Source organism: Bacteroides celer (assembly GCF_002632415.2).
Taxonomy (GTDB): Bacteria; Bacteroidota; Bacteroidia; order Bacteroidales; family Bacteroidaceae; genus Bacteroides.
On the sequence record NZ_CP178209.1, the window covers coordinates 5,575,001 to 5,600,960 of the forward strand.

Below are 25,960 nucleotides of genomic sequence, written 5' to 3' on the forward strand. Positions count from 1 at the left end.
AGGACAGAAGAAAACAGTATGATGGAAAAAGAACTTAGAATTATCATCAGCGGTGGAGGAACAGGAGGACATATCTTTCCTGCCGTCTCTATCGCAAACGCTATAATAGAGCTACGCCCCGACGCAGAAATTCTCTTTGTAGGCGCTGAAGGACGTATGGAAATGCAACGGGTTCCCGATGCAGGCTACCGGATTATCGGACTTCCGATAGCCGGATTCGACCGCAAACATTTATGGAAAAATGTATCCGTATTGATTAAACTGATGCGCAGCCAATGGAAAGCGCGCAAAGTAATCAAAAACTTCCGCCCGCAAGTGGCGGTAGGTGTAGGCGGATATGCAAGCGGGCCGACACTAAAGACTGCCGGAATGATGGGAGTCCCCACATTAATCCAGGAACAAAACTCGTATGCCGGAGTTACCAATAAACTCCTGGCACAGAAAGCTCGTAAGATTTGTGTAGCTTATGACGGAATGGAAAAGTTCTTCCCTGCCGACAAGATTATCATGACGGGTAATCCCGTCCGCCAGAACCTGACAAAGGATATGCCGTCAAAAGAAGAAGCGCTAGGTTCTTTCCACTTACAGCCCGGCAAAAAGACAATCCTGATTGTAGGTGGCAGCTTGGGTGCACGCACCATCAACAACACGCTGACAGCCAGTCTGACAACCATCAAGGAAAACACGGACGTGCAGTTTATCTGGCAAACGGGCAAATACTATTATCCGCAAGTGACAGAAGCCGTAAAAGCGGCAGGAGCACTTCCGAATTTATATGTAACGGATTTCATCAAAGATATGGCAGCCGCTTATGCAGCAGCCGATCTGGTTATTTCCCGTGCGGGAGCAGGTTCCATTTCTGAATTCTGTTTGCTGCACAAGCCTGTTATCTTAGTGCCCTCGCCCAACGTGGCGGAAGACCACCAGACCAAGAACGCCTTGGCGTTGGTAAACAAGCAGGCAGCTATCTACGTCAAAGACAGTGAAGCGGAAACCACTTTGATGGACGTAGCCCTGTCCACTGTCAACGACGAGCAGAAACTGAAAGAACTAACAGAGAATATCGCCAAACTGGCTTTACCCGATTCAGCGAGAATCATCGCACAAGAGGTCATTAAGCTGGCGGAAGCAAAGAACAGATAAATGGACGATCGGATTACGCAGATTGAAGTAACGACACAATGCCCGTATCAAACAACGTAATCTGCACTAAAATAAAAAGACAGAAGAAATGAATATAGAAACGATAAAATCAGTCTATTTCGTAGGTGCCGGCGGCATCGGCATGAGCGCACTTGTACGCTACTTCCTTTTCAAAGGAAAGGTAGTGGCAGGATATGACCGTACTCCTACTCCATTGACTGAAACGCTAATCTCCGAAGGCGCACAAATACATTATGAAGAAAACGTCGACCTGATTCCCGAAGCCTGCAAAGACAAGGAAAGTACGTTAGTCATATACACTCCGGCCGTTCCGCAGGAACACGAAGAACTCGTTTATTTCTGCAACAACGGATTCGAAATACAGAAACGCGCCCAAGTATTGGGAACGATTACCCACTCGAGTAAAGGTCTGTGTGTGGCAGGTACCCACGGGAAAACAACCACATCGACTATGACAGCTCATCTGTTCCACCAGTCGCACGTGGAATGTACCGCTTTTCTCGGAGGAATCTCAAAGAATTACGGCACCAACCTGCTACTCTCTCAAGCAAGCCCTTACACTGTGATTGAAGCGGATGAATTCGACCGTTCTTTCCACTGGCTGTCACCCTATATGACCGTAATCACGTCTACCGACCCCGATCATCTGGACATCTACGGAACAGAGCAAGCCTACCTGGAAAGTTTCGAACATTACACCACGCTAATCCAACCGGGTGGCGCACTGATTATCCGTAAAGGCATCTCTCTGCAACCCAAAGTGCAGCCGGACGTTCGTGTCTACACTTACTCACGTGACGAAGGCGACTTCCATGCAGAAAACATCCGTATCGGAAACGGGGAGATATTCATCGACTTTGTTGCTCCGGACACCCGTATCAACGACATCCAACTGGGAATTCCGGTAAGCATCAACATAGAGAACGGCGTAGCCGCCATGGCATTGGCACACCTCAACGGGGTGACCGATGAAGAAATTAAAAGAGGTATGGCAAGTTTCCGAGGAGTAGACCGCCGGTTCGACTTCAAACTCAAGAACGACCGGATTGTCTTTCTAAGTGACTACGCACACCACCCCTCTGAAATCAAACAGAGCGTGTTGTCTATGCGCGAACTTTACAAGGACAAGAAGATCACAGCCATCTTCCAGCCTCATCTCTATACCCGCACCCGCGACTTCTATCAGGATTTTGCCGATAGTCTGTCGTTACTCGACGAAGTGATTCTGGTAGACATCTACCCGGCACGCGAAGCACCAATTCCGGGTGTCACCAGCAAACTGATTTATGATAATCTCCGTCCGGGTATCGAAAAAAGTATGTGCAAAAAGGAAGAGATACTGAACATTCTGAAAGATAAAAACATTGAAGTATTAATTACTTTAGGAGCCGGAGACATCGATAACTATGTCCCCGAAATAAAGGAACTATTAGAAAAAAGATAAATGAATAATCATCCGGCAGCCTGTCCGAAACAGTGCAAGCATTTTAATTTTTAATCTTTAATTTTTGATTATGATTAAAAGAATCCTTCTATCCATCGTCATGCTGGTGCTCATAGCTTACCTTGCCGTAGCTATCACCGCTTTCAACCGCAAGCCTGCCGACCAGACCTGCCGTGACATGGAATTGGTTATCAAGGATACCGCATACGCTGGCTTCATCACCAAAGAAGAGCTGAAAGGTATCCTTCAGCAGAAAGGGATCTACCCCATCGGGAAGAAGATGGAACGCATCTCCACCAAGTCACTGGAACGGGAACTAAGCAAACATCCGTTGATTGACGAAGCCGAATGCTACAAAACACCCAGCGGCAAAGTGTGCGTGGAAGTGACACAACGTATTCCTATCCTCCGGGTCATGAGCGCCAACGGCCAAAACTACTACCTTGACAACAAAGGAACCGTCATGCCACCGGAAGCAAAATGCGTCGCTCACCGGGTAATTGTCACCGGAAACGTAGAAAAGTCGTTTGCAATGAAGGATTTATATAAGTTTGGTGTATTTTTGCATAATAATAAATTCTGGGACGCCCAGATAGAGCAGATCCATGTGTTGCCCGACCAGAACATCGAATTGGTGCCGCGTGTGGGAGACCATCTGGTCTATCTCGGAAAACTGGAGAACTTTGAAGATAAACTGGCACGTTTGAAGGAGTTCTACAAAAAAGGACTCAACCGGGTAGGCTGGAACAAATATTCACGTATCAATCTCGAATTCAGCAACCAGATTATCTGCACAAAACGAGAGTAGTTGATAAGTGATAGATGATAAGTAAACAGTCTCTCTATATAGTAAATTGTAAATAGTAAAATAGTAAATTAAATAACCCTATGGCAACAACAGAATTTATCGCCGCTATTGAACTTGGTTCATCGAAGATAACCGGTGTGGCCGGAAGAAAGAACAGTGACGGAAGCATGCAGGTGTTAGCGTATGCTCAGGAAGACTCTTCTACGTTCATTCGTAAAGGAGTCATCTTCAACCTGGACAAGACAGCGCAAAGCCTGACCTCGATCATCAACAGACTGGAAGGTGAGTTGAAAAACTCAATTGCCAAGGTATATGTAGGCATCGGCGGACAATCACTCCGCACAGTTCGCAATGTAGTAAGCCGCGATCTGGAGGAAGAAGCTATCATATCCGAAGAACTTGTAAGCGCTATCGGTGATGAGAACATTGCCATCCCGGTGGTTGATATGGATATATTGGACGTAGCTCCGCAAGAATATAAGGTAGGTAATAACCTGCAAGCCAATCCGGTAGGTCTGGTAGGAAGCCACATCGAAGGACGTTTCCTCAATATCGTTGCCCGTGCTTCCGTACGTAAGAACTTGGAGCACTGTTTCCAACAGGCTAAAATTGATATTGCCGACCAACTGATCGCTCCGTTAGTAACCGCAAATGCCGTACTGACAGAAAGCGAACGCCGTTCGGGTTGTGCACTGATCGACTTCGGAGCAGACACAACTACCATCTCTGTATATAAGAATAACATTCTCCGTTTCCTGACTGTATTGCCTTTGGGAGGCAACAGCATCACGCGTGACATCACCACCCTGCAAATGGAGGAGGAAGAAGCCGAACGCCTGAAAAAAGCCTACGGTGACGCCCTCTATGAAGAGGACCCCGAACAGGAAGAAGCAACCTGCAAACTGGATGATGACAACCGTATCATCAAAGTGGCGGATCTTAACAATATCATCGAAGCCCGTGCCGAGGAAATCGTTGCCAACGTATGGAACCAGATACAACTATCGAGCTACGAGGACAAATTGCTGGCAGGAATCATCTTGACAGGAGGGGCCGCCAACCTGAAGAATCTGGACGAAACCTTGCGCAAACGCAGCAAGATAGAAAAGATACGGATGGCGAAACTCCCACGCAATACGGTTCATGCGCCCAACAACATACTGAAGAAAGACGGTTCGCAGAACACTTTGTTCGGGCTCCTGTTTGAAGGTAACCAGAACTGCTGCCTGACGGAAACTGCTCCGCAAGCTGCTCCTGCACCATCAGTCTCCAAACCGGAGCCGGAAGTGCATAAGACAGTGGATATGTTTGAGGACGATCAGGAACTGAAAGAACAGGCCCGCATCGCCCGTCTCAAGAAAGAAGAAGAAGAGCGGGAAGCCAAGCTAGCCGCCAAAGAAGCGGAAAAACTTCGCAAGCAAAAGGAAAAGGAAGAGAAAGAAAGACGGAAAAGAGAAGCAGGTCCGAGTTGGATTCAACGCAAGATCGATTCGTTGACGAAAGAAATCTTTTCCGACGACGATATGAAGTAACCTTCAGCAGCTTGTTAATCAATATTCATAATTCGTAATTCATAATTCAATCAAGATATGGACGAGATAGTACAATTCGATTTCCCGACAGATTCACCGAAGATCATCAAAGTGATTGGTGTAGGTGGTGGTGGTGGTAACGCTGTAAACCACATGTACCGGGAAGGCATCCATGATGTAACGTTCGTTCTTTGTAACACGGACAACCAGGCATTAGCCGAATCACCTGTCCCGGTGAAACTGCAACTGGGCCGTAGCATCACGCAAGGGCTTGGAGCCGGCAACCGTCCCGAACGGGCACGCGACGCCGCCGAAGAAAGTATAGAAGATATCAGAAACCAGCTGAACGACGGCACCAAGATGGTATTCATCACCGCCGGAATGGGAGGAGGAACCGGAACAGGAGCTGCACCGGTCATCGCCCGCATTGCGAAGGAAATGGATATTCTGACTGTCGGTATCGTCACCATCCCCTTTATCTTCGAAGGAGAAAAGAAAATTATCCAGGCACTGGACGGCGTAGAGCGTATCGCCCAGCATGTTGATGCCTTGCTGGTTATCAACAACGAACGCCTGCGCGAAATATACGCCGACCTTACTTTTATGAACGCCTTCGGCAAAGCCGATGATACTCTTTCCATTGCTGCCAAGAGCATTGCCGAGATTATTACCATGCGGGGTACAGTCAATCTTGACTTTGCCGATGTGAAAACCATCCTGAAAGATGGTGGAGTAGCAATCATGAGTACCGGATTCGGCGAAGGAGAAAATCGTGTGACGAAAGCAATCGACGATGCCCTGCATTCTCCGTTGCTCAACAACAATGATATCTTCAATGCCAAGAAAGTAATGTTGAACGTATCTTTCTGCCCGTCGTCGGAACTGATGATGGAGGAAATGAACGAGATACACGAGTTCATGAGCAAATTCCGCGAAGGGGTGGAAGTGATTTGGGGTGTTGCCATCGACAACTCACTGGAAACAAGAGTAAAAATCACCGTATTGGCAACCGGATTCGGTGTGGAAGACGTTCCCGGAATGGACAGCTTGCATGCTGCACGCAGCCAGGAAGAGGAAGAACGTCAACTGCAACTGGAAGAAGAGAAAGAGAAGAACAAAGAACGTATCCGCAAGGCATACGGCGAAAGCGCCAGCAATATCGGAAGCAAGAGCCTCCGCAAACGCCGCCACATCTATCTTTTCAACACGGAAGATCTGGACAACGACGACATCATCGCCATGGTAGAAGATTCTCCCACTTATATGCGTGATAAGACTACTCTTACCAAAATCCGGACGAAAGCCGCTCTGGAAGAGGAAGTAGCCACGGAAGAAGCTACAGATGACAACGGCGTGATTACGTTCTAAACAAAGAACTAAGAACGAAAATTATAAACTCGCAAAATCAGGCTTCAGATCTAATTTTTAATCTTTAATTTTTAACTATAATAGTATGGATTTATTCGATCAAGTCAGCGAAGACATTAAAACCGCAATGAAGGCGAAAGACAAAGTAGCCCTTGAAACTTTGAGAAATATAAAGAAGTTCTTCCTGGAAGCTAAGACTGCCCCGGGAGCTAACGATATATTGACAGATGATGCTGCTCTGAAGATTATCCAGAAACTTGTGAAACAAGGAAAAGATTCTGCTGAAATCTATATCGGACAGGGTCGTCAGGATTTGGCTGACGTAGAATTAGGCCAGGTAGCCGTTATGGAGAAATACCTGCCGAAACAAATGACCGCCGAAGAACTGGAAGCTGCATTGAAGGAAATTATCGCTGAAACAGGTGCTACAAGCGGTAAAGATATGGGTAAAGTAATGGGAGTTGCCTCCAAGAAATTAGCTGGTCTTGCAGAAGGGCGTGCCATTTCTGCAAAAGTGAAAGAGCTTTTGGGATAACTTCCGGGATTTCCACAGAAGATTTTATTTCGATTTTATCTTGCACCCTACAATAACCAGAGTTTATCTATTTGATTAATAGCAGTATAAACCTGTGCAAGATACCGTTGCAGATGCGTGCAAGATGTTTTATCTTACACACATCTGCAACTTTTCTTTAAATACGACATTCACCTCCTTCACCACTCTGAAACATCGATGAATAAAGGGATTTCGGGTGAAGGGCTGCCTTTCACATAGGTTTCACCCGATTCACTATACCTTTCTGCCGAATTTTGATTAATAGACTGATTCCAATCTATTAGATATAAACTTATTCTCTATTGATGCCAAACTTCCTTTTCACTAATAGAAAAGATTACTAACATTAAAGGCAATCTCTAAATGAAGCTTTTGTTTTTATAAACAAAGCTTTCATTTATAAAATCAAAAGCTTCATTTATATAATTGCAAGTTGCAATTATAGATTGCGATTAATGAAAAACAAGTTTAGAATTATAGTAAAGTAATTTAGGTATTAATAGAAAGGAACTTTTCTCACTATAAATAAGAAAGAGTCTATTAACAGCTGGAAAATAATCAAATTAGATCACATGAACTTAATAAAGTAAAAGCACATTTGAAATTAATATAATGTATGATATAGACAGTACTAATTATTATTTCCCGAACTAAAATAATCTCCCTATAAAAGAGCATAATATAGAAAATAAAGATTACTTTTACAACGAAACTAAACCACGACAGACAAATGAGAAAGAGTATTGCTATAATTATAACATCTATATTAGTGCTATCAGGATGCAATAAACAACAATCCGTATTTGACAGACTGCTAAATGAAGTAGAAAAAGCCATTGCCATAAATCCTGACAGCGCATCCAACCTACTAAACAGCATATCATCTCCTGAAAACTAGACGACAAAACTTTTGCACGCTGGTGTATGTTGTCAGGAAAGATTACAGACGAAATTTTTAATAGCATCCTACCAACTTACCAATTAGAAAGAGCCTATGAATGGTATTCCTCATATGGTAGCCCTGACGAACAAGTGCAAATTTTGATTTATTTAGGTCGTTCCTATTTTGCTGATGGAGATTATGATAAAGCAATGTCAATATATACTAATGCTTTGGATATTGCAGAAAAGAATAAGCTTAATAACCTCACCGGATATATATACGACTATATAGGCGATTTGTACAGAGAAAAATTCATGCGGACAGAAGCTATCAAAAAATATAAGGCTGCTGCCGAATGCTTCAAAAAAGAAAAGAATACAGATAGCTATGCTTGCGCATTAAGAGATGTAGGACGTGAATATGCAGAAATGGATTCATTATCACATGCTCTACATATTCTAATTATAGCTGATTCTGTAGCAAATAAAACTAAAAATATCGAAGTTACTGCATCAATCAACAATGCTTTAGGAAACATCTATGCAATGCAAAATAAATATGATAAAGCCGAAAAATATCTCCTCAAAGCATTATTGACAGGAAGAGAGAAAATGCCCGACTATGTAGCATTGATTGACTTATATACGACATCAGGTTCCATTAATAAAGCTAAAGAATTATTATCCAAGATTCCACAGGATAACCCCCAATATACATGTAGCATTAAATATCTATATTATCAAATTTATAATGCAGAAGAAAACGATAAAGAAGCTCTTGTCAATCTGGAAGAATATGTTAATATGGTAGATTCTATTGTATATGCAGATAGCCAATCCAAAATACTAGATATAGAATCCAAATATAATCACCTAAAAATCAGCAAAGAAGTCGATAGATTAAAAATTAAGCAACAAAGCTACATTATAATTTCAATTATCTGCATTGTAACGTTACTGTTTATAATGGTAGGATACCTATTATATCGCAAAAAAGCAAAAGAAAAAATTCAAAGACAACGGGATGAATTAAACCAGATAAAAGAGAATTTGTTCTATGTGTCATTAGAATTGGAAAAGAAAAAAAGATTGTCAGACACACTCAAAGAGAAAAATGAGAACTATAATAAAATGCAGGAAGAAATAAATCTTCTAAGTGCCAATTACAAGGAATTACAAAATAAATCTCTAGAGAACTCACCACTATTCAAGGAGCTAACATACCTGGCAAATAAAAATAAACCAAGAAATGATAAGCCATTAATAACAGAAAAACAATGGAAACTTATCACAGATGAAATAACACAGATCTATCCAAGTCTTTATAAATACATATATAGTCTATGTCCGGATTTATCAGAACAAGACTTTCAATATTGCTGTCTTTACATGTATGGGTTCGACACTAACACTGAAGCAAAATTATTAAATATAACAGTTGATTCAGTAAGAAAAAGACGTCTTAGACTTAGAAGAAAACTAGATATCACATTACCGGATAATAATGCTACATTATATGAATACTTAATCGAAAATATACACTAATAATCATGTTTTCAGTAGAAACAATCTATAGCATAAGATAATGTCCACGTAAAAAGCCATAAACAACTGATTATCAAAGTCTGTTTGTCCACGTTCAAAAACGTACTTTACTTGCTTCCCCCCTCATTTCTCCGTAAATTTGCAAAAAACAATTAAAGATATGAGAAAACTAAGTATTGTAACTACTCAGGTATAAAGTCATATTGATACTTCTCACTGTTCAAGAACAGCAAGAATAGCCTTGTATTTAGAATTTCCGTTTTTCTTAGCGGTTTCAGCAACGGAGTGGACGTTCATAAAAGTGTTAGCCCCTTTTTCTGTACGAAAACATCCGCTGACTTTTTGCTTTACCTTTATTTTTCGAATACCTCTTTCGCTGGCATTATTATCATAAGGAACATCTGGGTTTTGCAGGAAGGTAAAAAGATAATCCTTACATTTGAAGAGACCATTTTTGAACTTCTGGAAATCCTCATGCAGATGTGCTACGCTTTCATTTAGCAATCGGTCCAATCTGTCTTTTATAGTGGTTATTGGTATTACTTCAAAGCTTGTAGTCTTACGGATGTGTATCGCCTCTCTAAGAAGTGTACTCACTTTTTTAGACCAGTTCTGCTTAGGGTCAAGTTCAGTAAGGTATTGAATGTTCCTTAACAGATGTGCAATGCATACCTGATGATTCTTTACTTCCATATTGAAATAGCTACCATGTCGATCTGTGACTAATACAGCATTGGGCAATCCATCAGGAAAATGGTTGTTTATAGCCTTCATTCCTCTGGACTTGTCTTGGTATACATAGGTTAACTGATCCGTTTGGAATATCCATGCCCAATTAAGTGCACTATTGACATATAGTCCCGTTTCATCAGCGCCAACAACTGTGGATTCGGCTATGCGCCTGCGAATTTGGTCACAAACAGTTTTTGATTTAGTCCCTATTTTAGTAAGCATGTTCCGCACTGTACCTTGACTAATAGACAAAGAGAAAATTTCTTTGAGTATTTCACAGATACGTTCAAATGAAACACATTGAACATGGCTAAGAAAAGACACCAGAGACTGAATAGTCTTGCCGTATGAAATCCGTTTACTACATTCTTTGGGGAGCGGGCATTTATTAATGTGGCCGCAAGAACAAGTCACATCAAAAGAGCGATGTTCTTTTACTTGGGGACGGGGTAAAGGTATATCAACCACTTGGGAGACTCCGCTACAAATAGACTCAGCCCCAGTCAAAGAACTGCCGCAACATTCACAATAGTCAGATTTATGTTCTTCGATAAAATCAGGAGAAGTGCTCGTTTCTAAAGTAGAGCCGGGATGACCAAATTGACCACCGTTCTTACGGTCTGACTTCTTGCGCAAAGACTGTGTCCGACGGAGGACTTTGGCAGGAAGCGATTCTTGGGAAGGAGGAATACTACTATTATGACTATCCTTATCAGGTCCTTCATATTTGGATAAACGTTTCTTTAATACATGAATCTCTTTATCCTTCTGATCAATAATACGATAAAGACGGCTAATATCAGCACCTTGCTCAGATATAGTTTGCTCCATCGAAGAGAATTTCTCGTTCATCTCCGATAAGAACTTAGATATGTCTGTTACCTGCTCAATCATTGAATGCAAAAGTAATATCTAGGGGATAATAGAGAAAGGGGATTGGCATAAAGTTATCAGATACATTTCAACAGGTAAGAGAGTTTGGATTACTTTTTCAATTTTCAGGAAAAGATACCTGAGTAGTTACTAAGTATTGCACTATTGTTAATTAGTATTAATTAGTATTTCATTCATGACAATGAAAGCTAACAATCTATCAGAGTATAGATCTAAAGGAAGTATAACTTTTACATCTATATTTGTTAAGGTTGATAATATAGCATCAAAATTAAACGCCCATTTTAAATAATATTCACAAATGGGTTGGATAAGTAACTTATCTAGTTCATTTCATATTTAACTTATGCTCAAATTAATATCTATTTTGATAACCAATGGAATCGTTTTATTCATGTTAATCAGTTGTCATAATAAAACAAGTAATTCAAGAAATACTGTGAACCTTGATTATGAGAATAGTATCGACTCTCTTAATTCATATAAAATGGATATATCACATTTCATTAATTCCATCGAGCCAGGAGAAACGATTGTAGAAGAAAAACAAATGCAAGGGAAAGAATTTATTACAAGAGAAAATGAGCATATAAAAGTGTGCTTTTTATTAAAAGACCCCTGCTCAAAAGACGGATTCTTGAAAACAGAAATTACTAATAATACAAACGATACAATTATCTATATTAGCAATACTTTCTTGCACTATAGAGAAAGTAATAATTCATGGATTCCTTTAGTTTATCCGGATAATTATGTAAAAAATGATCTTGGATATTTAATACCTTCTCATGAAAGTGTCAAAATAAGATTCTTTTTACCTTCTCAAGAAGAATATCCTAAAGGGAAATACAAGCTTCAACTATTATTCCGCAATGCTTCAAAGAGTATTGACTATTATATCGATAAAATATTTGTAAGCACCAAGTCAAACTAAGTTCCTGATAAATCAAAAAATTAAAAAGAAATGAATACAAAAAAAATAGTTGGGATTTTCTTGTTATCCCTTTGTACTATGTGTTTCGTTAATTGTAGTGATGATGACACGCCAGATGATCCGGCAGATACCATCACACTCAATATGCTTAATGAGCATAATGGAAAAACCGATTTAGGTGAATCAAAAACTTATATCAATGAAGCTAATAACTTCGTCACATCTTCTAATTTCATTTCTGACGTAGGAAATGGCGCAGGAGTTGGAGCAGATATTCTACCCTCATTAACCAACCTCACACACGAAGTAGCGGTTACGCCCGGACATATTTATCAGATTTTTGATAAAAATACACTTATAGATTTCCCGTCAGGCAATCACGCTATTCAAGTAGAAGCAAGTTATTATCAAGCCTATGTTGTATCTAAAATAGTAAATAGTGACATGACTATCGGTGCAATTGTAAAATATATATCTGTTTTCCCTAACAATAATGGGTTGCCTGCATATAGGTATGGTATTGGAAGTCTTCACCGTATAGGTGAAACGGTTGAATTAGCATTACCCCAAAATATTGAGTTTTTCTTGAAAGAACATAGCGCAGGGAAAAAAGGCTTAAATGTAACATCTGCCAATAACAAATTAAGAATAACCCTAACTAAAGCACCTGACATAGTCAACGGACCTTATGGAACATTTGACCTTTATATCCGTTCAAACAATGTCTTTACGGTCGTAGAAGTCTACGTGGAATAAGCAATAAAGACTTTATTACCCGGTAAAACAAAGGGATTATCTCCCATATTAGCATATATTTATAAAAAATATTTAAAAGTATGAGAATCAATAGACTTTTGCTAATTGTATTATTACTGGCATCTTCGTATGGTTGCTCTGAAGAGGAGCCATACGAAGTCGAAAAGAAATCAGTCTCTATATGGGAAGGAGACACATGGCATGTCATTATAGAAACAGACTTAACAGAGCACAACTATAGGTTAGAATCAGAAAATCAAGAAATTGCGACTGCAACTCTTGACGAAATGAGCGTATATATCACTACCTACAAAAGTGGGAACACCATGATACGACTTATCGATACCGACAATAATAAGATAGCATGTGAAATCTCCGTATATGTCAAATACTTCAACAGTCCGGAAATTGTCAACTGGGGAATTCCGCTAAAAGGTAACCCTGATTATCCGGGAGTAATAATAAAAGCAGTGGATCTAAGAATCCCCCCAGAGATAGAAATTGAGTTACGAGAAAAAGATAAACCATTCATTGGTGCTACTTATACATTCAACCAGGAAACCAAAAAGTTCACAATGAAAACTGATTCGGGAATATTCAGAGAAGGCACATACGAATGGAATATTACCTTTTTAACCTTAATGTATGACGATAAAGCAGAGAAGTTCGGTTTTAAATTTGCTACAGGAATATCATTGGGATACGGATATATCCTACAGAGTGATAAAACAGCAGAATATCAGCAACGATATCCTGACGCCGGTATCACAGAAGTAAAAGTTAATTATATTTGGAAAGATAATGGAATAATCCAATTAGGAGGACTTACATTTTAATCAAATTGAAAAAGGAGGTTATTAACAAACGAAGATTGCCCTTTCATCGTTTGTCATGGAATCTATATCCAAGTCCCAGCATCAGATTGCTGGGGTCTTTAAACTTGCTCAACTGATATCCCACGTGCAAAAACAAATGCCGGGTGACATAAGTTTTGAGAGCCAGAATCTGGTAGAACCCTTTTGTATCATCCCCACTGTATATCAGGTTCCGACCGACGCCGACATTGATAGAGAAAACAGGCATCACCAGTTCTGCCCGAAGAGATAACCCCATGGCAAATTGCTTACGGAAAGGAGGACGATGAAACTTCAAATCACCCGAGTAGAACTCGCCCACTCTATACTCCTTAAGATTGGCACTCTCATCATATTGCGCATCTGCAGAAAGCCCTGCCCGAAAATAGTTATTGAAATTATACATCGGGGCGAAATTGACGCCCGCCACTCCGAACGAACCGGGAATCAGACTCGACACATCGTCTCCAATCAGTCCTCTTTTGCGGGTGGCTCCGTAAATCACCAAGTCATAGCTGACGTGAGGCTTTATAAAGAGCCATCCGGGAGTGATGGAACCGGGCGCCTCATCCGCGCCCAAAGCACGTACGATGCCGATTCTTCCTCCAATAACATTAAGACCGCCATTAGGATAATGCGTGTTTCCATTGGAGAAATGGGTGAGATCTACGCCTGCCGCCAGTTTCCAATACCTGTGAACTTGCCAGTTCAGCAAAAAGCCGAGATTGATGTATGCATTGATCTTGGAGCCAACCAACACGTTTTGCGGATTGGATAGTTCGTCATATTTCTTCCAGCCAAAAGAAGCTCCGAAGTTCCATTCATAATCGAGCGATAGGCGGGGCAACAGTTGCGCGATACGTGACCCTTGAAAAGCGTATACCGACACCGGATTTCCCAATTCAACGGGACTAAAGAAGGTATGGTAGGAAACGCCAATACCCTGATAAGTATGAGGAAAGAGCCTGCCGAGATTGGATTCTTTGCTGAATCTGAAAGCGTACTTGAAATGGAAGGAAAGCGATTGGTCGATTTTCTTTTGTTGCACATTGTCTCCTTGCAGAAAACTATGGGTGGAGACGATATAGCCCGGGCGAATGTCGAAGCCGAGTTGATGGCGGATCAGGGGATGGCTGACGCTATCGTTCCGTTGTCCGATGATTGTCTGGGCTTCCAGATTTGCGTTGATTGCCGGATGTACCAGGAGGCAAAGGATGCACAGCAACCGTACGGAGTTCCTATTTCTAATCATTGATATGCTAGTTATTGAAAGGGATATCCTTGTGTGTTATGTTATATTTTACAGGCATTCTGCTTTGTAACGTGCCGGTTATGATTCGTTGTTTCTTGGTTTTGGAGTGAGAAACATAGAGGGTATATCTCGTTTCCAGCCAATCATACACCATCGATAAGGTGTAATATCGAGAAGTTCGGGGAGGAATTATGTCTTCTTTCTGTTCTGTATTGGGGCAAGGCAACATTTGTTGCTCAGAAATAAATGGCACCCGTTTGCCGTTCATCACTAAATACCCCTCTTTCATGCTTGGTATTTCCACTGTCAGACCAGCTTCACCCAGTAGTTGAAAAGCTTCGGGCACATCGCTTTTGAATCTCATAAAATGGTAAAAAGACTCGAAAGGAAAAAACGTGTATGTAGACGAAACATCTGTTAAGTTATGAAAGGAGACACCTTCTTTTTTCTCTATCTTGTTTTCCGGATCGTAGGAATATGCATCCAAAGAATAAATAATACTATCCATTACATATCTGTCTGCCGGAGAGATCTCGACGTGTATCTCCTGCCACTCATACTCGTTGCTTGCCGTGAGCTGAAATTGAAAAGGAGCGGAAAGGGCATTCTCGCCCACCGTTATCTTCACTTCTTCGGGATGAACACGTTCGATGGTGAAATCAATCATCTCCCCGACACACACAATCTTGCCTAATCCGTTCAGCAATGGACCTTGATCATTTGTTACCAGGCGATTGTCCGCATCATATACTTTATATTGAATGGGAAGACCGGAAGCTGTATACATTGCTAACCAATCCCAATTGGCAGCTGCAAATTGAATAGTGGCAACATCCCCGTTCCCGTCCAGCATCAGTTCGGAATCGGAAGGACGGAAGTCATCGACAAACACGTCTCCGTTACAACCATAAAACTCCCCCAGGATGAGAAGACAGATTGTCAGGTATAGGAATCTTTTCATATTGTTTTCTCTCTTGTTCATGCTCTTTTATTCTCTACGGACAAAAGTAACATATATTTTCAGGAACAGCATACAAACCCACATTAAGAAGTGTTATTATCACCTGATTAATTACCATATACAGTGGCGGACGCTAAAACGGAGCTAAAACAATATATAGCAAGCAGATGGAGAGAAGTTACTAATTAATCAAACAGTTCTTTCAATACCTCCAGTGATTTCAATGCCGGAAAGTCCGGCAGATGCAAACGATAATAATCATTCATGATCGTCAGGCAGCGAGTACGCTCCGCACGGCTCATACCGAAAAGATGCATGGTCTCATAGTTCATGCGCATCAACTGACGGAGACGGGCGGCCTCTTCAGGATTGATATAAGAAGAATGTAGCTGGGGACGAATGGAAGTGAAACAGGCATTCAATAAATCGAAGTAATCGCCGGTATGATAATCTTCCAGATTCGGGTAAAGCCCCAGAAAACGCGAAAGACGCATCAGGAAAACCAGATGGAAATTGGCAAATCCCTCTCCACACTCGTCCAGCCAAATGATAGAATGTTGCAGATAGGCGAATAACGGACGGTTCTCCGCCTCCTCCCGGATAGCCCTGTAAAGAAACTCCGACAAGAAAAGTGCCATCGAAGACTTATACGGATCATAAGGTATGGAAGAAAATGGATAAAAGGATTTCGCTTCCTTCACACGATAGAGTGTTGCATTGGGCCGATAGTCGGCCTCGAACTCGATAAAAGACAACGGTTGGAAAAGTACGGATTTTACAGCCGCCTTCCGTGAACGGGGTACTGTTACAAGGAAAGAAGCCCTGCCGGACAACTCTGTATACATATCTACAATGATAGAAGTATCATTGTATTTTAATGTATGAAGAACTATTCCTTTCGTTTTTTGCAACATAACCAAATAACCTCGTTTCCAATCCGAAGCAAAACTACAAAAAATAGATAGTAATCAGAGAGTTTTTAAAGGCATTAACAACAAAAAAAAAGAAATCATGCTTCAACAATACATTATTATAGCCAGCTATAAAAAGAGTCATAAGCACATAGATTGTATTTCATTATATATAATAAGGTATATTCAAAAACAGTTCCTCGAAGGTTTTACATAATAAAGACGCTTTTTTACAAAAAGCAAAAGCTTATATCCCATTGAATATCAACGCAAAACGAAGGTTACTTTGAAAAAAAATACATATTCCACGAAAATTTTCCCATGAATCATTTGTCAGTTTCAAAAAAGTTCCTACCTTTGCATCCGCAATCGAGAAACAAACACAGATTCGAGAAAGCAAAACGCAGAAATGCAACAATAGGATGGCCCGTTCGTCTATCGGTTAGGACGCAAGATTTTCATTCTTGAAAGGGGGGTTCGATTCCCCCACGGGCTACAAGTTAAAAGAATAAAGAACTAAAAAAATAGATTAGTCGAGATGGCAAATCATAAATCATCACTGAAAAGAATCAGACAAGAAGAGACTAGAAGACTTCACAACAGATATTATGGCAAGACCATGAGAAATGCTGTTAGAAAGCTTCGTGCAACTACTGATAAAGCAGAAGCAGTTGCAATGTACCCAGGCATTACAAAGATGTTGGATAAGTTGGCTAAGGTGAATATTATTCACAAGAACAAAGCTAGCAATCTGAAATCTAAGTTAGCTCTTTACATCAACAAGCTCGCTTAATAGAAAGAATTTTATAATTCTACATAGCATCCAGGCTGAACTTTTAAGTTCGGCCTTTCTTGTTTATAACCCATTGAATATCAAACTTATCAAGATAGCGGAGAATCCACTCACATTCTTTATTTTTCACTGATTATTCTTCGTCAAGTCGACAATTTTCACTATATTTGCTCTGTTATTAAAGTTAGAAAGGCAATTATGAGCGAAGAACAAATCACTCCCAATAACGGGTCTTATTCTGCGGATAGTATCCAGGTATTGGAAGGTCTTGAAGCAGTAAGAAAACGCCCTGCGATGTACATTGGTGACATCAGCGTCAAGGGACTTCACCATTTGGTATACGAAATCGTTGACAACTCTATCGACGAAGCATTGGCCGGATATTGCGACCATATCGAAGTAATAATCAACGAAGACAATTCAATCACAGTACAGGACAACGGACGCGGTATTCCGGTGGACTATCACGAGAAAGAAAAGAAGTCGGCACTGGAAGTTGCCATGACTGTACTGCACGCCGGAGGTAAATTCGACAAAGGATCTTACAAGGTATCCGGAGGTTTGCACGGTGTAGGTATGTCTTGCGTAAATGCGCTGTCTACCCACATGACTACGCAAGTATTCCGTAATGGCAAAATCTACCAGCAGGAGTACGAGATCGGTAAACCGCTTTACTCTGTAAAAGAAGTCGGTACAGCCGACATCACGGGAACCCGCCAACAATTCTGGCCGGACAATACCATCTTTACAGAAACGGTATACGATTACAAGATTCTGGCTTCACGCCTGCGTGAATTAGCTTATCTGAACGCTGGTCTCCGTATTTCCCTGACCGACCGTCGAGTTGTGAACGAAGACGGAAGCTTCAAGGGTGAGCAGTTCTATTCAGAAGAAGGCTTGAGAGAGTTTGTACGTTTTATCGAGTCTTCACGCGAGCACTTGATTAACGACGTTATCTATCTGAACTCGGAAAAACAGGGAATCCCTATTGAAGTGGCTATCATGTACAATACCGGATTCTCCGAAAACGTTCACTCATACGTTAACAATATCAACACCATTGAAGGTGGTACACACCTGGCAGGTTTCCGCCGTGCGCTGACCCGTACGTTGAAGAAATATGCCGAAGACAGCAAGATGCTGGAAAAAGTGAAGGTTGAAATCTCGGGAGATGACTTCCGCGAGGGTTTGACTGCCGTTATCTCCGTAAAAGTGCAAGAACCACAGTTTGAAGGACAGACTAAAACGAAGTTGGGTAACAACGAAGTGATGGGCGCTGTCGACCAGGCAGTGGGGGAAGTATTGGCATATTATCTGGAAGAGCATCCGAAGGAAGCAAAAACGATTGTAGACAAGGTGATTCTCGCCGCTACCGCACGTCATGCAGCAAGAAAAGCCCGTGAAATGGTACAACGCAAGTCCCCAATGTCAGGAGGCGGTCTACCAGGTAAATTGGCCGACTGTTCGGATAAGGATGCAACGAAATGTGAATTATTCCTCGTCGAGGGAGATTCGGCAGGTGGTACTGCCAAGCAGGGACGTAACCGTATGTTCCAGGCTATCCTCCCATTGCGCGGTAAGATTCTGAACGTAGAGAAAGCCATGTATCACAAGGCTTTGGAAAGTGATGAAATCCGTAACATCTACACAGCCCTCGGTGTTACTATCGGAACTGACGAGGACAGCAAAGAAGCGAATATCCAAAAGCTGCGCTATCACAAGATCATCATCATGACCGATGCCGACGTCGATGGTTCTCACATCGACACACTGATCATGACGTTCTTCTTCCGCTATATGCCACAGATTATTCAGAATGGCTATTTGTACATCGCTACTCCCCCGCTCTACCTCTGCAAAAAAGGTAAAGTAGAAGAGTATTGCTGGACAGATGCACAACGCCAGAAGTTTATCGATACTTACGGTGGCGGTTCGGAAAGTGCTGTTCATACACAGCGCTACAAAGGTTTGGGTGAAATGAACGCACAGCAATTGTGGGAAACAACTATGGACCCCGAAAACCGTATGTTGAAACAAGTAAATATTGACAACGCTGCAGAAGCCGATTATATCTTCTCTATGTTAATGGGTGAAGATGTAGGACCACGCCGCGAGTTTATTGAAGAAAATGCAACGTATGCAAATATCGACACATAATTTAAATAATTACGTTTTATAAACCAACCTCACATCTTACAACGAGGAAACGCCGATGGCGAAGGAACATCCTTCGATCGGCGTTTTTCTTTTGCCCAAAGGGTCTTTATGCTCGAATAGTTCAACTGCCTATCTCTTAATAAAAGCTAACAGCAGAAACGTTTTCCATACAAAATCACTATCTTGCATAAAAAGCAAAGAAAACATAACTATGAAAATGAAAACTACTGCTCCTAATCCGTTATTTGCAAAGATCAGGTTGTTTCTTATTGTATTGACTTCCTGTGTGATCGCCACTTGTATCTTCTTGATTATTATTCATCCGGAAGTATGGATGATACCGGCATGCGGAATAATAATCGCATTGTGTATTTTACTATATCAAGTATATTGCATACGCAAGAACCGGAAGAGAATTTAAATATATTGTTGCTTTTTCAGTTCTTCGGCAACAGTAACCAGTTCTTTGTACCATTCTTCACCGAACTTACGGATTAAAGGCTCTTTCAGAAACTGATATACGGGAAGATTCTCTTTTTTTCCCAGCAAAACCGCTGCTTTGCATATGTCCCAACGATTATAATTCACCGCTTTATAAGGTCCGTAATCTCCAATCCGGATAGGGTAAAGATGGCAGGACACCGGTTTATAGAAAGCAGTCTTTCCCGCTCGATAGGCCTTTTCGATTGCGCAATAACAACAACCGTTCTCATCATAACAAGTAAACACACAGTCCTTATTATTGACAATAGAAGTCACCAAATCACCTTCCTGATCCGTATATACCACCCCTTGCTTTTCAATCACCGCACGTGCCTCCGGAGCCAGTTCGTCCCAGATAACCGGCAAAACTTCTTCCAACTCCATCACCTCATCCAGCTCTACCGGAGCACCGGCATCACCTTCAATGCAACAAGCACCCTTACAGGCACCCAGATCGCAAAGAAACTTCTCCTGAAATACATCAAGAGATACTACTACATCACCTATTTGTATCATCTTAAATTGAGAATTAAAAATTGAGAAATAATTGTTTTGATAAAACAAACTCTTTTTCAGATCCTACTAAAAACTTGTATGCGTTTACTATACGAATAGCAAACGCATACGATTTAACATGAATAGCATTATTCTTAGCTATCATTTTTTAATTTTTAATTCTCAATTCTCAATTTATCAACACTTTTCCGTCCATTTCAGCCGGAACAGCCAGCCCCATAATCTTGAGAATAGTCGGAGCAACATCTGCCAGACGACCGTTTTCTACTTTCGCAGCTTTGTTCTCAGTTACGTAAACACAAGGAACAGGGTTCAAAGAGTGAGCAGTGTTCGGAGTGCCGTCTTCGTTCAAAGCGTGGTCAGCGTTACCATGATCAGCAATGATAATTGCTTCGTAATCCTGTGCTTTGGCAGCTTCAATTACATCTTTCACGCAAGCATCTACAGCAATAACAGCTTTCTCGATTGCTTCATAAATACCGGTATGACCTACCATGTCACCATTAGCGAAGTTCACTACGATGAAATCATATTTGTTCTCGTTGATGGCAGCCACCAGTTTGTCTTTTACTTCGAAAGCGCTCATTTCCGGCTTCAAGTCATAAGTAGCCACTTTGGGAGAAGGAACAAGAATACGATCTTCTTTGTCAAACGGAGTTTCACGTCCACCATTGAAGAAGAATGTTACGTGTGCATACTTTTCTGTTTCAGCGATATGAAGTTGGCTCAAGCCTTTAGAAGCAAGATATTCGCCCAATGTATTAGATACATTATCTTTGTCAAACAGGATATGAACACCCTTGAAAGAAGCATCGTACGGAGTCATACAGTAATATTGCAGGCCCGGGATAGTGTGCATACCGGCTTCCGGCATATCTTGTTGAGTCAATACAACAGTCAACTCTTTGGCACGGTCATTACGGTAGTTGAAGAAGATAACCACATCACCTTCTTTGATTGTTCCGTCGCAGTTGGCATTCACAATCGGTTTGATGAATTCATCTGTAACACCTGCATTATAAGAGTCCTGCATGGCCTGAACCATATCGGTAGCTTTCTCACCTATGCCGTTTACAAGCAGGTCATAAGCTTCTTTTACACGTTCCCAGCGTTTGTCACGGTCCATAGCGTAATAACGGCCGATGATAGAAGCAATCTTGCCTGCAGATTTCTCACAGTGTGAAGAAAGTTCTTCGATAAAGCCTTTACCGCTCTTCGGGTCAGTGTCACGACCATCCATGAAGCAGTGGATAAATGTATTGTCGATGTTATATTCTTTAGCGATATCGCAAAGTTTGAAGAGATGAACGAGTGAGCTGTGTACGCCACCGTTAGAAGTCAGCCCCATAAAGTGAACACTCTTTCCGTTTTCTTTTGCATAAGAGAAAGCAGAAACGACTTCAGGATTTTTCAGGATGCTATTATCAGCACATGCACGATTGATTTTTACCAAATCCTGATAAACCACGCGTCCGGCACCGATATTCAAGTGACCTACTTCCGAGTTACCCATCTGTCCGTCGGGCAAACCTACGTTTTCACCGCTTGCCTGAAGTTGAGAGTGAGGATAAGTAGTCATCAGATAATCCCAGTAAGGAGTGGGCGTGTTGAAGATTACGTCGTCTTTCTTTTGGTCACCTAATCCCCAACCATCGAGGATCATTAAAAGGGCTTTCTTACTCATAATATTTCAATATTTAAATTATCACTCTGATTTTCGGGCGCAAAGGTACAAAAAAGATGGTTACGTAAACGTTTAATCTATGTTAAGTTACAGGGCAGAAGTGCACCAGGCTATGGATGTTTTTCTTACTTTGTAAAAGTACTTTCAATATATTGATCGAAAAACACGATACAAAAGGCGGAACCTACTTCATTTTTCCGTACCTTTGCATCGCTTTAAAAATAAAATCATAGAAATATGGACGATTCAAACCCGCGAACGTGCACAACTAGTATTAATTAAAGCGAACAGAGTCATTGAAACCTGATGCCTCTGCTCGTGTCAAACAAACGAAAGGAGGCAATAAGATGAGAACGTATCTTTATTGTGAAGCTGGCTTTGTGGAAAAAGCTCAATGGCTTCCTAACAGCTGGGTAAATGTAGTATGCCCGAATAACGATGACTTTGAATTTCTAACTCAAACTCTCAACGTACCCGAATCATTTCTTAATGACATAGCCGATACGGACGAACGTCCGCGTACGGATACGGAAGGTAACTGGCTATTGACCATTCTTCGTATCCCTGTACAGATTGCGCAAAACAGCACTCTGCCTTTCAGCACCGTACCAATTGGTATCATCACCAACAATGAGATCATTGTGTCCGTCTGTTATCATAACACTGATCTATTACCGGATTTTATTGAACACACCCGCCGAAAAGGGATTGTTGTGCGCAACAAACTGGATCTGATTCTCCGGATCATCTATTCTTCTGCCGTGTGGTTCCTGAAGTATCTAAAGCAGATAAACATAGACATCAGCGCCGCAGAAAAGGAACTGGAGCGAAGCATCCGCAACGAGGACCTGCTCCGGCTGATGAGACTGCAGAAAACACTTGTCTACTTCAACACTTCCATCCGCGGAAATGAAGTAATGATAGGAAAGTTAAGAACTATCTTCCAGGATACGGATTATCTGGACACAGAACTTGTGGAGGATGTTATTATCGAATTGAAACAGGCACTTAACACGGTGAATATTTACAGTGATATTCTCACGGGAACAATGGATGCTTTTGCCTCTATTATCTCCAATAACGTGAATACGATCATGAAACGTATGACAAGTTTATCCATCGTCCTGATGCTCCCGACATTGATTGCCAGTTTCTATGGTATGAATGTGGATATTCATCTGGAAGAGGTACCCTTCGCTTTCTCTTTGATTGTACTCTTCTCCATTGGATTGTCAACTCTTGCATTTGTGATATTCCGGAAGATAAAATGGTTCTAATACAAAAAACAGCTCACCATCTGTGATCCTTTAGAGGACTCTAAGACGGTAAACTGTAAATTATACGTTTTTTATTCGATAGAGAATTAATTAAAAGAGAATGTTTAGAGAGAGAAATTAAAATATCTTATCCTTCTTTATTTGCTTTTCTTCCGCCCAACGGAATAGAAACTCCAACGAATCCGTTCACAGAGTTAGAGTTCTTACCTAAGAACATATAGTCAGTTCCGACAAACAGAGGACCTAATTTCAGACCCAGACCGAAAGATTTACCTGCTGACTGGATAGCTGAGTAGCTAAGTGCTACATTGAACCAGCTTTTCGGACGGTAGTTTGCAGAGAATGTTAATTCTGTAAGAGCATCAGGCTGTACAAAACGAGTTGTTGACAATACACCTACTGCTAATTTGTTATTGAAGAATCCATATTCTGCACCTAATACTAGGGTAGAAGCAAGACGAGATTTACGGGACTTGCTTGCTTCTTCCGTTCTAAGTTGCAACATTTCATAGTCAAGTACGTCACCGCCACTAACACGCTCCATATATCCATTAGCATCCGTCTGCAAATCCTTTATGTTATTTTCAATAGCAGTAATACTTCCAGGGATATTATTAGGATCAATACCTGATGTGTAGTCACTTCCCTTCATATCAATGCCTGCTGCTTTAGCATTAGCTATTTGAGTGCTACTTTTCGACCATGATATAAACCCCAAGTCCAAAATAGAAGCAGATACAGTCAGATTATCCATAATCTTGTAAGACGCTCCCAAGTCAATACCGAAGCCGTAACCTGCGATTCCCATGTCTTTGCTCTCAAATTCGAAATCACTAATATAATCCTGTCCATCTTCCTTTTTCAAATTCAATCCTTTGAAAGAACTTTCCAAATGAGCATCTACTGCCAGATTAGCATGGTAGCCCTCAATTTCACTTCTTAACTTCGTAATATCGTCAACACCCAAACTAGATAAATATGCTGGATCCTGTAATTGATTAATACGGGCATCACTAGGCAAATTAGCATTCATCGCAACTTTATTAAGTTTCAACTCCATGTTGCCAATACCCAATAAAGCTTTCACTCTAGCACCAACCGTCAAACGGTTATTAATCTGACGTGAAAGTCCTAAACCAACTTCAGTATAAGCATTGATATTCAATTGCTGACCACTAATATCATAGTTACTATTTCTCCAGTTTTCTTCAACTGTTTCCATCTCATTCAAGAAGGTAAACATATTCTTTGTCAGGTTAGCACCAATATCTGTACGAAGACCAATATTGAATGACCAGAAGTTTTTTCCTTTATACCATCCTGCAGAAAGAATTTCTGTACTGAAGTTTACATTCAGTTTATTATTATCTTTCAGACGATTCATGAAATCCGGTTTAGTGTAGAAATCATCGCCATCATCAATAATGTCAATGATATCCTGATAACCTAACGAAGTAGAACCAACCGTTGCATTGACAGCACCGATCACCGGAAGATTGAAGTAACCTTTAGTCGGTGTTAAAGCCGGATTCAGTTGTTGACGATAGTGAGTACCTTCCATGAAATAGGAAGTACGTAAAAACTGTGCATTTGCAGAAAGAGTGCAAACCAACATAATAAAAAATACCCCAATGAGCTTAGAAGACCATAATAGCTTGTTCGTTGCCATGATTTTAAACTTTTTAATTCTTATTATTGTTCGCAAAGATATAGCATTTCAATAACAAATAAAAGCACTAGGCAACACTTTTTTAGCCTAAACGGAACAATTTCACGGTTATCCGTAACAAAATCGTGCTTATTCTGCAAAAAAATGTAGAAAATATGTGCAAAATGAAATAAAGCGACCTTAGAAGTTCAAAGTCAACTGTCCATCTCCCAACAGGTTGAACGTCATGCGATGGTAAGGAGTAGTGCCACGTTCGGCAATGGCGGCACGATGTTTCTTAGTTGGATAACCTTTATTGTGGTCCCAATCATAATACGGAAATTCTTCGTGAAGGCGGTTCATATAATCGTCTCGATATGTTTTGGCTAAAATAGAAGCTGCTGCTATTGAAAGATATTTCCCGTCTCCTTTCACTACTGTAGTATGAGGAACACCGGGGTATTTAGTGAAACGATTACCGTCGATCAGTAAATGTTGGGGACGGGTGGACAACTGGTCCACTGCACGATGCATCGCCAGAAAAGAAGCCCGCAGGATATTTATTTCATCAATTTCTTCCGGTGACACAATGCCAACCGCCCAAGCAATCGCTTCTTTCTCTATTACCTCACGTAATGCATAACGTTGCTTTTCCGTCAGTTGTTTGGAATCATTCAACAGTTCATTCTTAAAATCCTTCGGAAGAATAACTGCAGCAGCATATACCGCTCCCGCCAAACACCCACGACCGGCCTCATCACATCCGGCCTCAATCAGATTCTCGTTCAAATAAGGTAATAACATATTTA

At 41.1% G+C, this 25,960-nt stretch carries 20 protein-coding genes, 1 tRNA gene and 2 pseudogenes; 14 read left to right on the forward strand and 9 right to left on the reverse strand.

Translation table 11 applies throughout. The features are described 5' to 3' along the window. Positions 1-21 precede the first annotated feature (21 nt). The 7 genes and pseudogenes from murG to CJF29_RS22265 all read left to right on the forward strand — a co-directional run bounded on the left by murG (position 22) and on the right by CJF29_RS22265 (position 9,299). Complete coding sequence (gene murG / locus CJF29_RS22235; protein WP_004307349.1) at positions 22-1,143, forward strand: undecaprenyldiphospho-muramoylpentapeptide beta-N-acetylglucosaminyltransferase; 1,122 nt, start codon at positions 22-24, stop codon at positions 1,141-1,143. Between the two features lie 88 nt (positions 1,144-1,231). After that, a complete protein-coding gene (gene murC / locus CJF29_RS22240; RefSeq protein WP_099146425.1) occupies positions 1,232-2,608 on the forward strand; it encodes a UDP-N-acetylmuramate--L-alanine ligase in 1,377 nt (458 codons plus the stop codon). Between the two features lie 70 nt (positions 2,609-2,678). Continuing rightward, positions 2,679-3,416: a cell division protein FtsQ/DivIB gene (locus CJF29_RS22245; protein WP_099146447.1), complete on the forward strand. Its 738-nt coding sequence runs from the start codon at positions 2,679-2,681 to the stop codon at positions 3,414-3,416. Positions 3,417-3,496: 80 nt separating this feature from the next. Beyond that, complete coding sequence (gene ftsA, locus CJF29_RS22250; protein WP_008998126.1) at positions 3,497-4,948, forward strand: cell division protein FtsA; 1,452 nt, start codon at positions 3,497-3,499, stop codon at positions 4,946-4,948. A 57-nt stretch (positions 4,949-5,005) separates the two neighbouring features. Beyond that, on the forward strand, positions 5,006-6,316 hold the full coding sequence (gene ftsZ / locus CJF29_RS22255; RefSeq protein ID WP_004307359.1) for a cell division protein FtsZ: 1,311 nt from the start codon (positions 5,006-5,008) through the stop codon (positions 6,314-6,316). Positions 6,317-6,401: 85 nt separating this feature from the next. Then, positions 6,402-6,851, forward strand: coding sequence for a GatB/YqeY domain-containing protein (locus CJF29_RS22260; protein WP_004298215.1), 450 nt, complete (start codon positions 6,402-6,404; stop codon positions 6,849-6,851). Positions 6,852-7,602: 751 nt separating this feature from the next. Then, a pseudogene (locus tag CJF29_RS22265) lies at positions 7,603-9,299 on the forward strand (tetratricopeptide repeat protein). A 213-nt stretch (positions 9,300-9,512) separates the two neighbouring features. Here the strand turns inward: CJF29_RS22265 and tnpC are convergent. Further along, complete coding sequence (gene tnpC / locus CJF29_RS22270; RefSeq protein WP_229112578.1) at positions 9,513-10,925, reverse strand: IS66 family transposase; 1,413 nt, start codon at positions 10,923-10,925, stop codon at positions 9,513-9,515. 346 nt (positions 10,926-11,271) lie between these two features. On the opposite strand from tnpC, the gene CJF29_RS22275 reads away from it, so the two are divergent. The 3 genes from CJF29_RS22275 to CJF29_RS22285 all read left to right on the forward strand — a co-directional run bounded on the left by CJF29_RS22275 (position 11,272) and on the right by CJF29_RS22285 (position 13,451). Then, the gene (locus tag CJF29_RS22275; protein WP_074558280.1) at positions 11,272-11,859 is read left to right on the forward strand and encodes a hypothetical protein; all 588 of its coding nucleotides are present in this window, start codon (positions 11,272-11,274) and stop codon (positions 11,857-11,859) included. A gap of 30 nt (positions 11,860-11,889) precedes the next feature. Further along, entirely contained in the window at positions 11,890-12,615 is a 726-nt protein-coding gene (locus CJF29_RS22280) for a DUF5036 family protein (RefSeq protein WP_074558278.1), read from the forward strand. Between the two features lie 80 nt (positions 12,616-12,695). Further along, a complete protein-coding gene (locus CJF29_RS22285; protein ID WP_074558277.1) occupies positions 12,696-13,451 on the forward strand; it encodes a hypothetical protein in 756 nt (251 codons plus the stop codon). 43 nt (positions 13,452-13,494) lie between these two features. On the opposite strand, the gene CJF29_RS22290 is transcribed toward CJF29_RS22285, so the two are convergent. The 3 genes from CJF29_RS22290 to recO form a co-directional block, all read right to left on the reverse strand. Continuing rightward, the gene (locus CJF29_RS22290) at positions 13,495-14,721 is read right to left on the reverse strand and encodes an acyloxyacyl hydrolase (protein WP_099146868.1); all 1,227 of its coding nucleotides are present in this window, start codon (positions 14,719-14,721) and stop codon (positions 13,495-13,497) included. 7 nt (positions 14,722-14,728) lie between these two features. Next, positions 14,729-15,682: a hypothetical protein gene (locus CJF29_RS22295; RefSeq protein ID WP_099146878.1), complete on the reverse strand. Its 954-nt coding sequence runs from the start codon at positions 15,680-15,682 to the stop codon at positions 14,729-14,731. A 185-nt stretch (positions 15,683-15,867) separates the two neighbouring features. Continuing rightward, positions 15,868-16,596, reverse strand: a complete 729-nt coding sequence (gene recO / locus CJF29_RS22300) for a DNA repair protein RecO (protein WP_004298226.1) — start codon at positions 16,594-16,596, stop codon at positions 15,868-15,870. A gap of 421 nt (positions 16,597-17,017) precedes the next feature. On the opposite strand from recO, the gene CJF29_RS22305 reads away from it, so the two are divergent. The 3 genes from CJF29_RS22305 to gyrB all read left to right on the forward strand — a co-directional run bounded on the left by CJF29_RS22305 (position 17,018) and on the right by gyrB (position 19,543). Then, positions 17,018-17,089: transfer RNA gene (locus CJF29_RS22305), tRNA-Glu, on the forward strand. Positions 17,090-17,131: 42 nt separating this feature from the next. After that, the gene (rpsT, locus tag CJF29_RS22310; protein ID WP_004298235.1) at positions 17,132-17,386 is read left to right on the forward strand and encodes a 30S ribosomal protein S20; all 255 of its coding nucleotides are present in this window, start codon (positions 17,132-17,134) and stop codon (positions 17,384-17,386) included. A 198-nt stretch (positions 17,387-17,584) separates the two neighbouring features. Next, positions 17,585-19,543: a DNA topoisomerase (ATP-hydrolyzing) subunit B gene (gene gyrB / locus CJF29_RS22315; RefSeq protein ID WP_074558273.1), complete on the forward strand. Its 1,959-nt coding sequence runs from the start codon at positions 17,585-17,587 to the stop codon at positions 19,541-19,543. A gap of 417 nt (positions 19,544-19,960) precedes the next feature. On the opposite strand, the gene CJF29_RS22320 is transcribed toward gyrB, so the two are convergent. The 3 genes and pseudogenes from CJF29_RS22320 to gpmI all read right to left on the reverse strand — a co-directional run bounded on the left by CJF29_RS22320 (position 19,961) and on the right by gpmI (position 22,226). Continuing rightward, the gene (locus CJF29_RS22320; RefSeq protein ID WP_008649198.1) at positions 19,961-20,542 is read right to left on the reverse strand and encodes a DUF3109 family protein; all 582 of its coding nucleotides are present in this window, start codon (positions 20,540-20,542) and stop codon (positions 19,961-19,963) included. A gap of 28 nt (positions 20,543-20,570) precedes the next feature. Further along, positions 20,571-20,687 (reverse strand): annotated as a pseudogene (locus CJF29_RS22325) (four helix bundle protein); the annotation flags it as partial. Between the two features lie 24 nt (positions 20,688-20,711). Then, on the reverse strand, positions 20,712-22,226 hold the full coding sequence (gene gpmI, locus CJF29_RS22330; protein ID WP_099146869.1) for a 2,3-bisphosphoglycerate-independent phosphoglycerate mutase: 1,515 nt from the start codon (positions 22,224-22,226) through the stop codon (positions 20,712-20,714). A gap of 347 nt (positions 22,227-22,573) precedes the next feature. Here gpmI and CJF29_RS22335 point away from each other — a divergent pair, with 347 nt between their 5' ends. Beyond that, entirely contained in the window at positions 22,574-23,503 is a 930-nt protein-coding gene (locus CJF29_RS22335) for a magnesium transporter CorA family protein (RefSeq protein WP_008649186.1), read from the forward strand. 127 nt (positions 23,504-23,630) lie between these two features. Here CJF29_RS22335 and CJF29_RS22340 read toward each other — a convergent pair whose 3' ends face one another. Together CJF29_RS22340 and CJF29_RS22345 are read right to left on the reverse strand one after the other, a co-directional pair. Then, complete coding sequence (locus CJF29_RS22340; protein ID WP_008649185.1) at positions 23,631-25,172, reverse strand: DUF5723 family protein; 1,542 nt, start codon at positions 25,170-25,172, stop codon at positions 23,631-23,633. Positions 25,173-25,352: 180 nt separating this feature from the next. After that, positions 25,353-25,955 (reverse strand): ribonuclease HII, encoded by a 603-nt coding sequence (locus tag CJF29_RS22345; RefSeq protein WP_074558286.1) that lies wholly within the window; start codon positions 25,953-25,955, stop codon positions 25,353-25,355. Between the last annotated feature and the right edge of the window lie 5 nt (positions 25,956-25,960).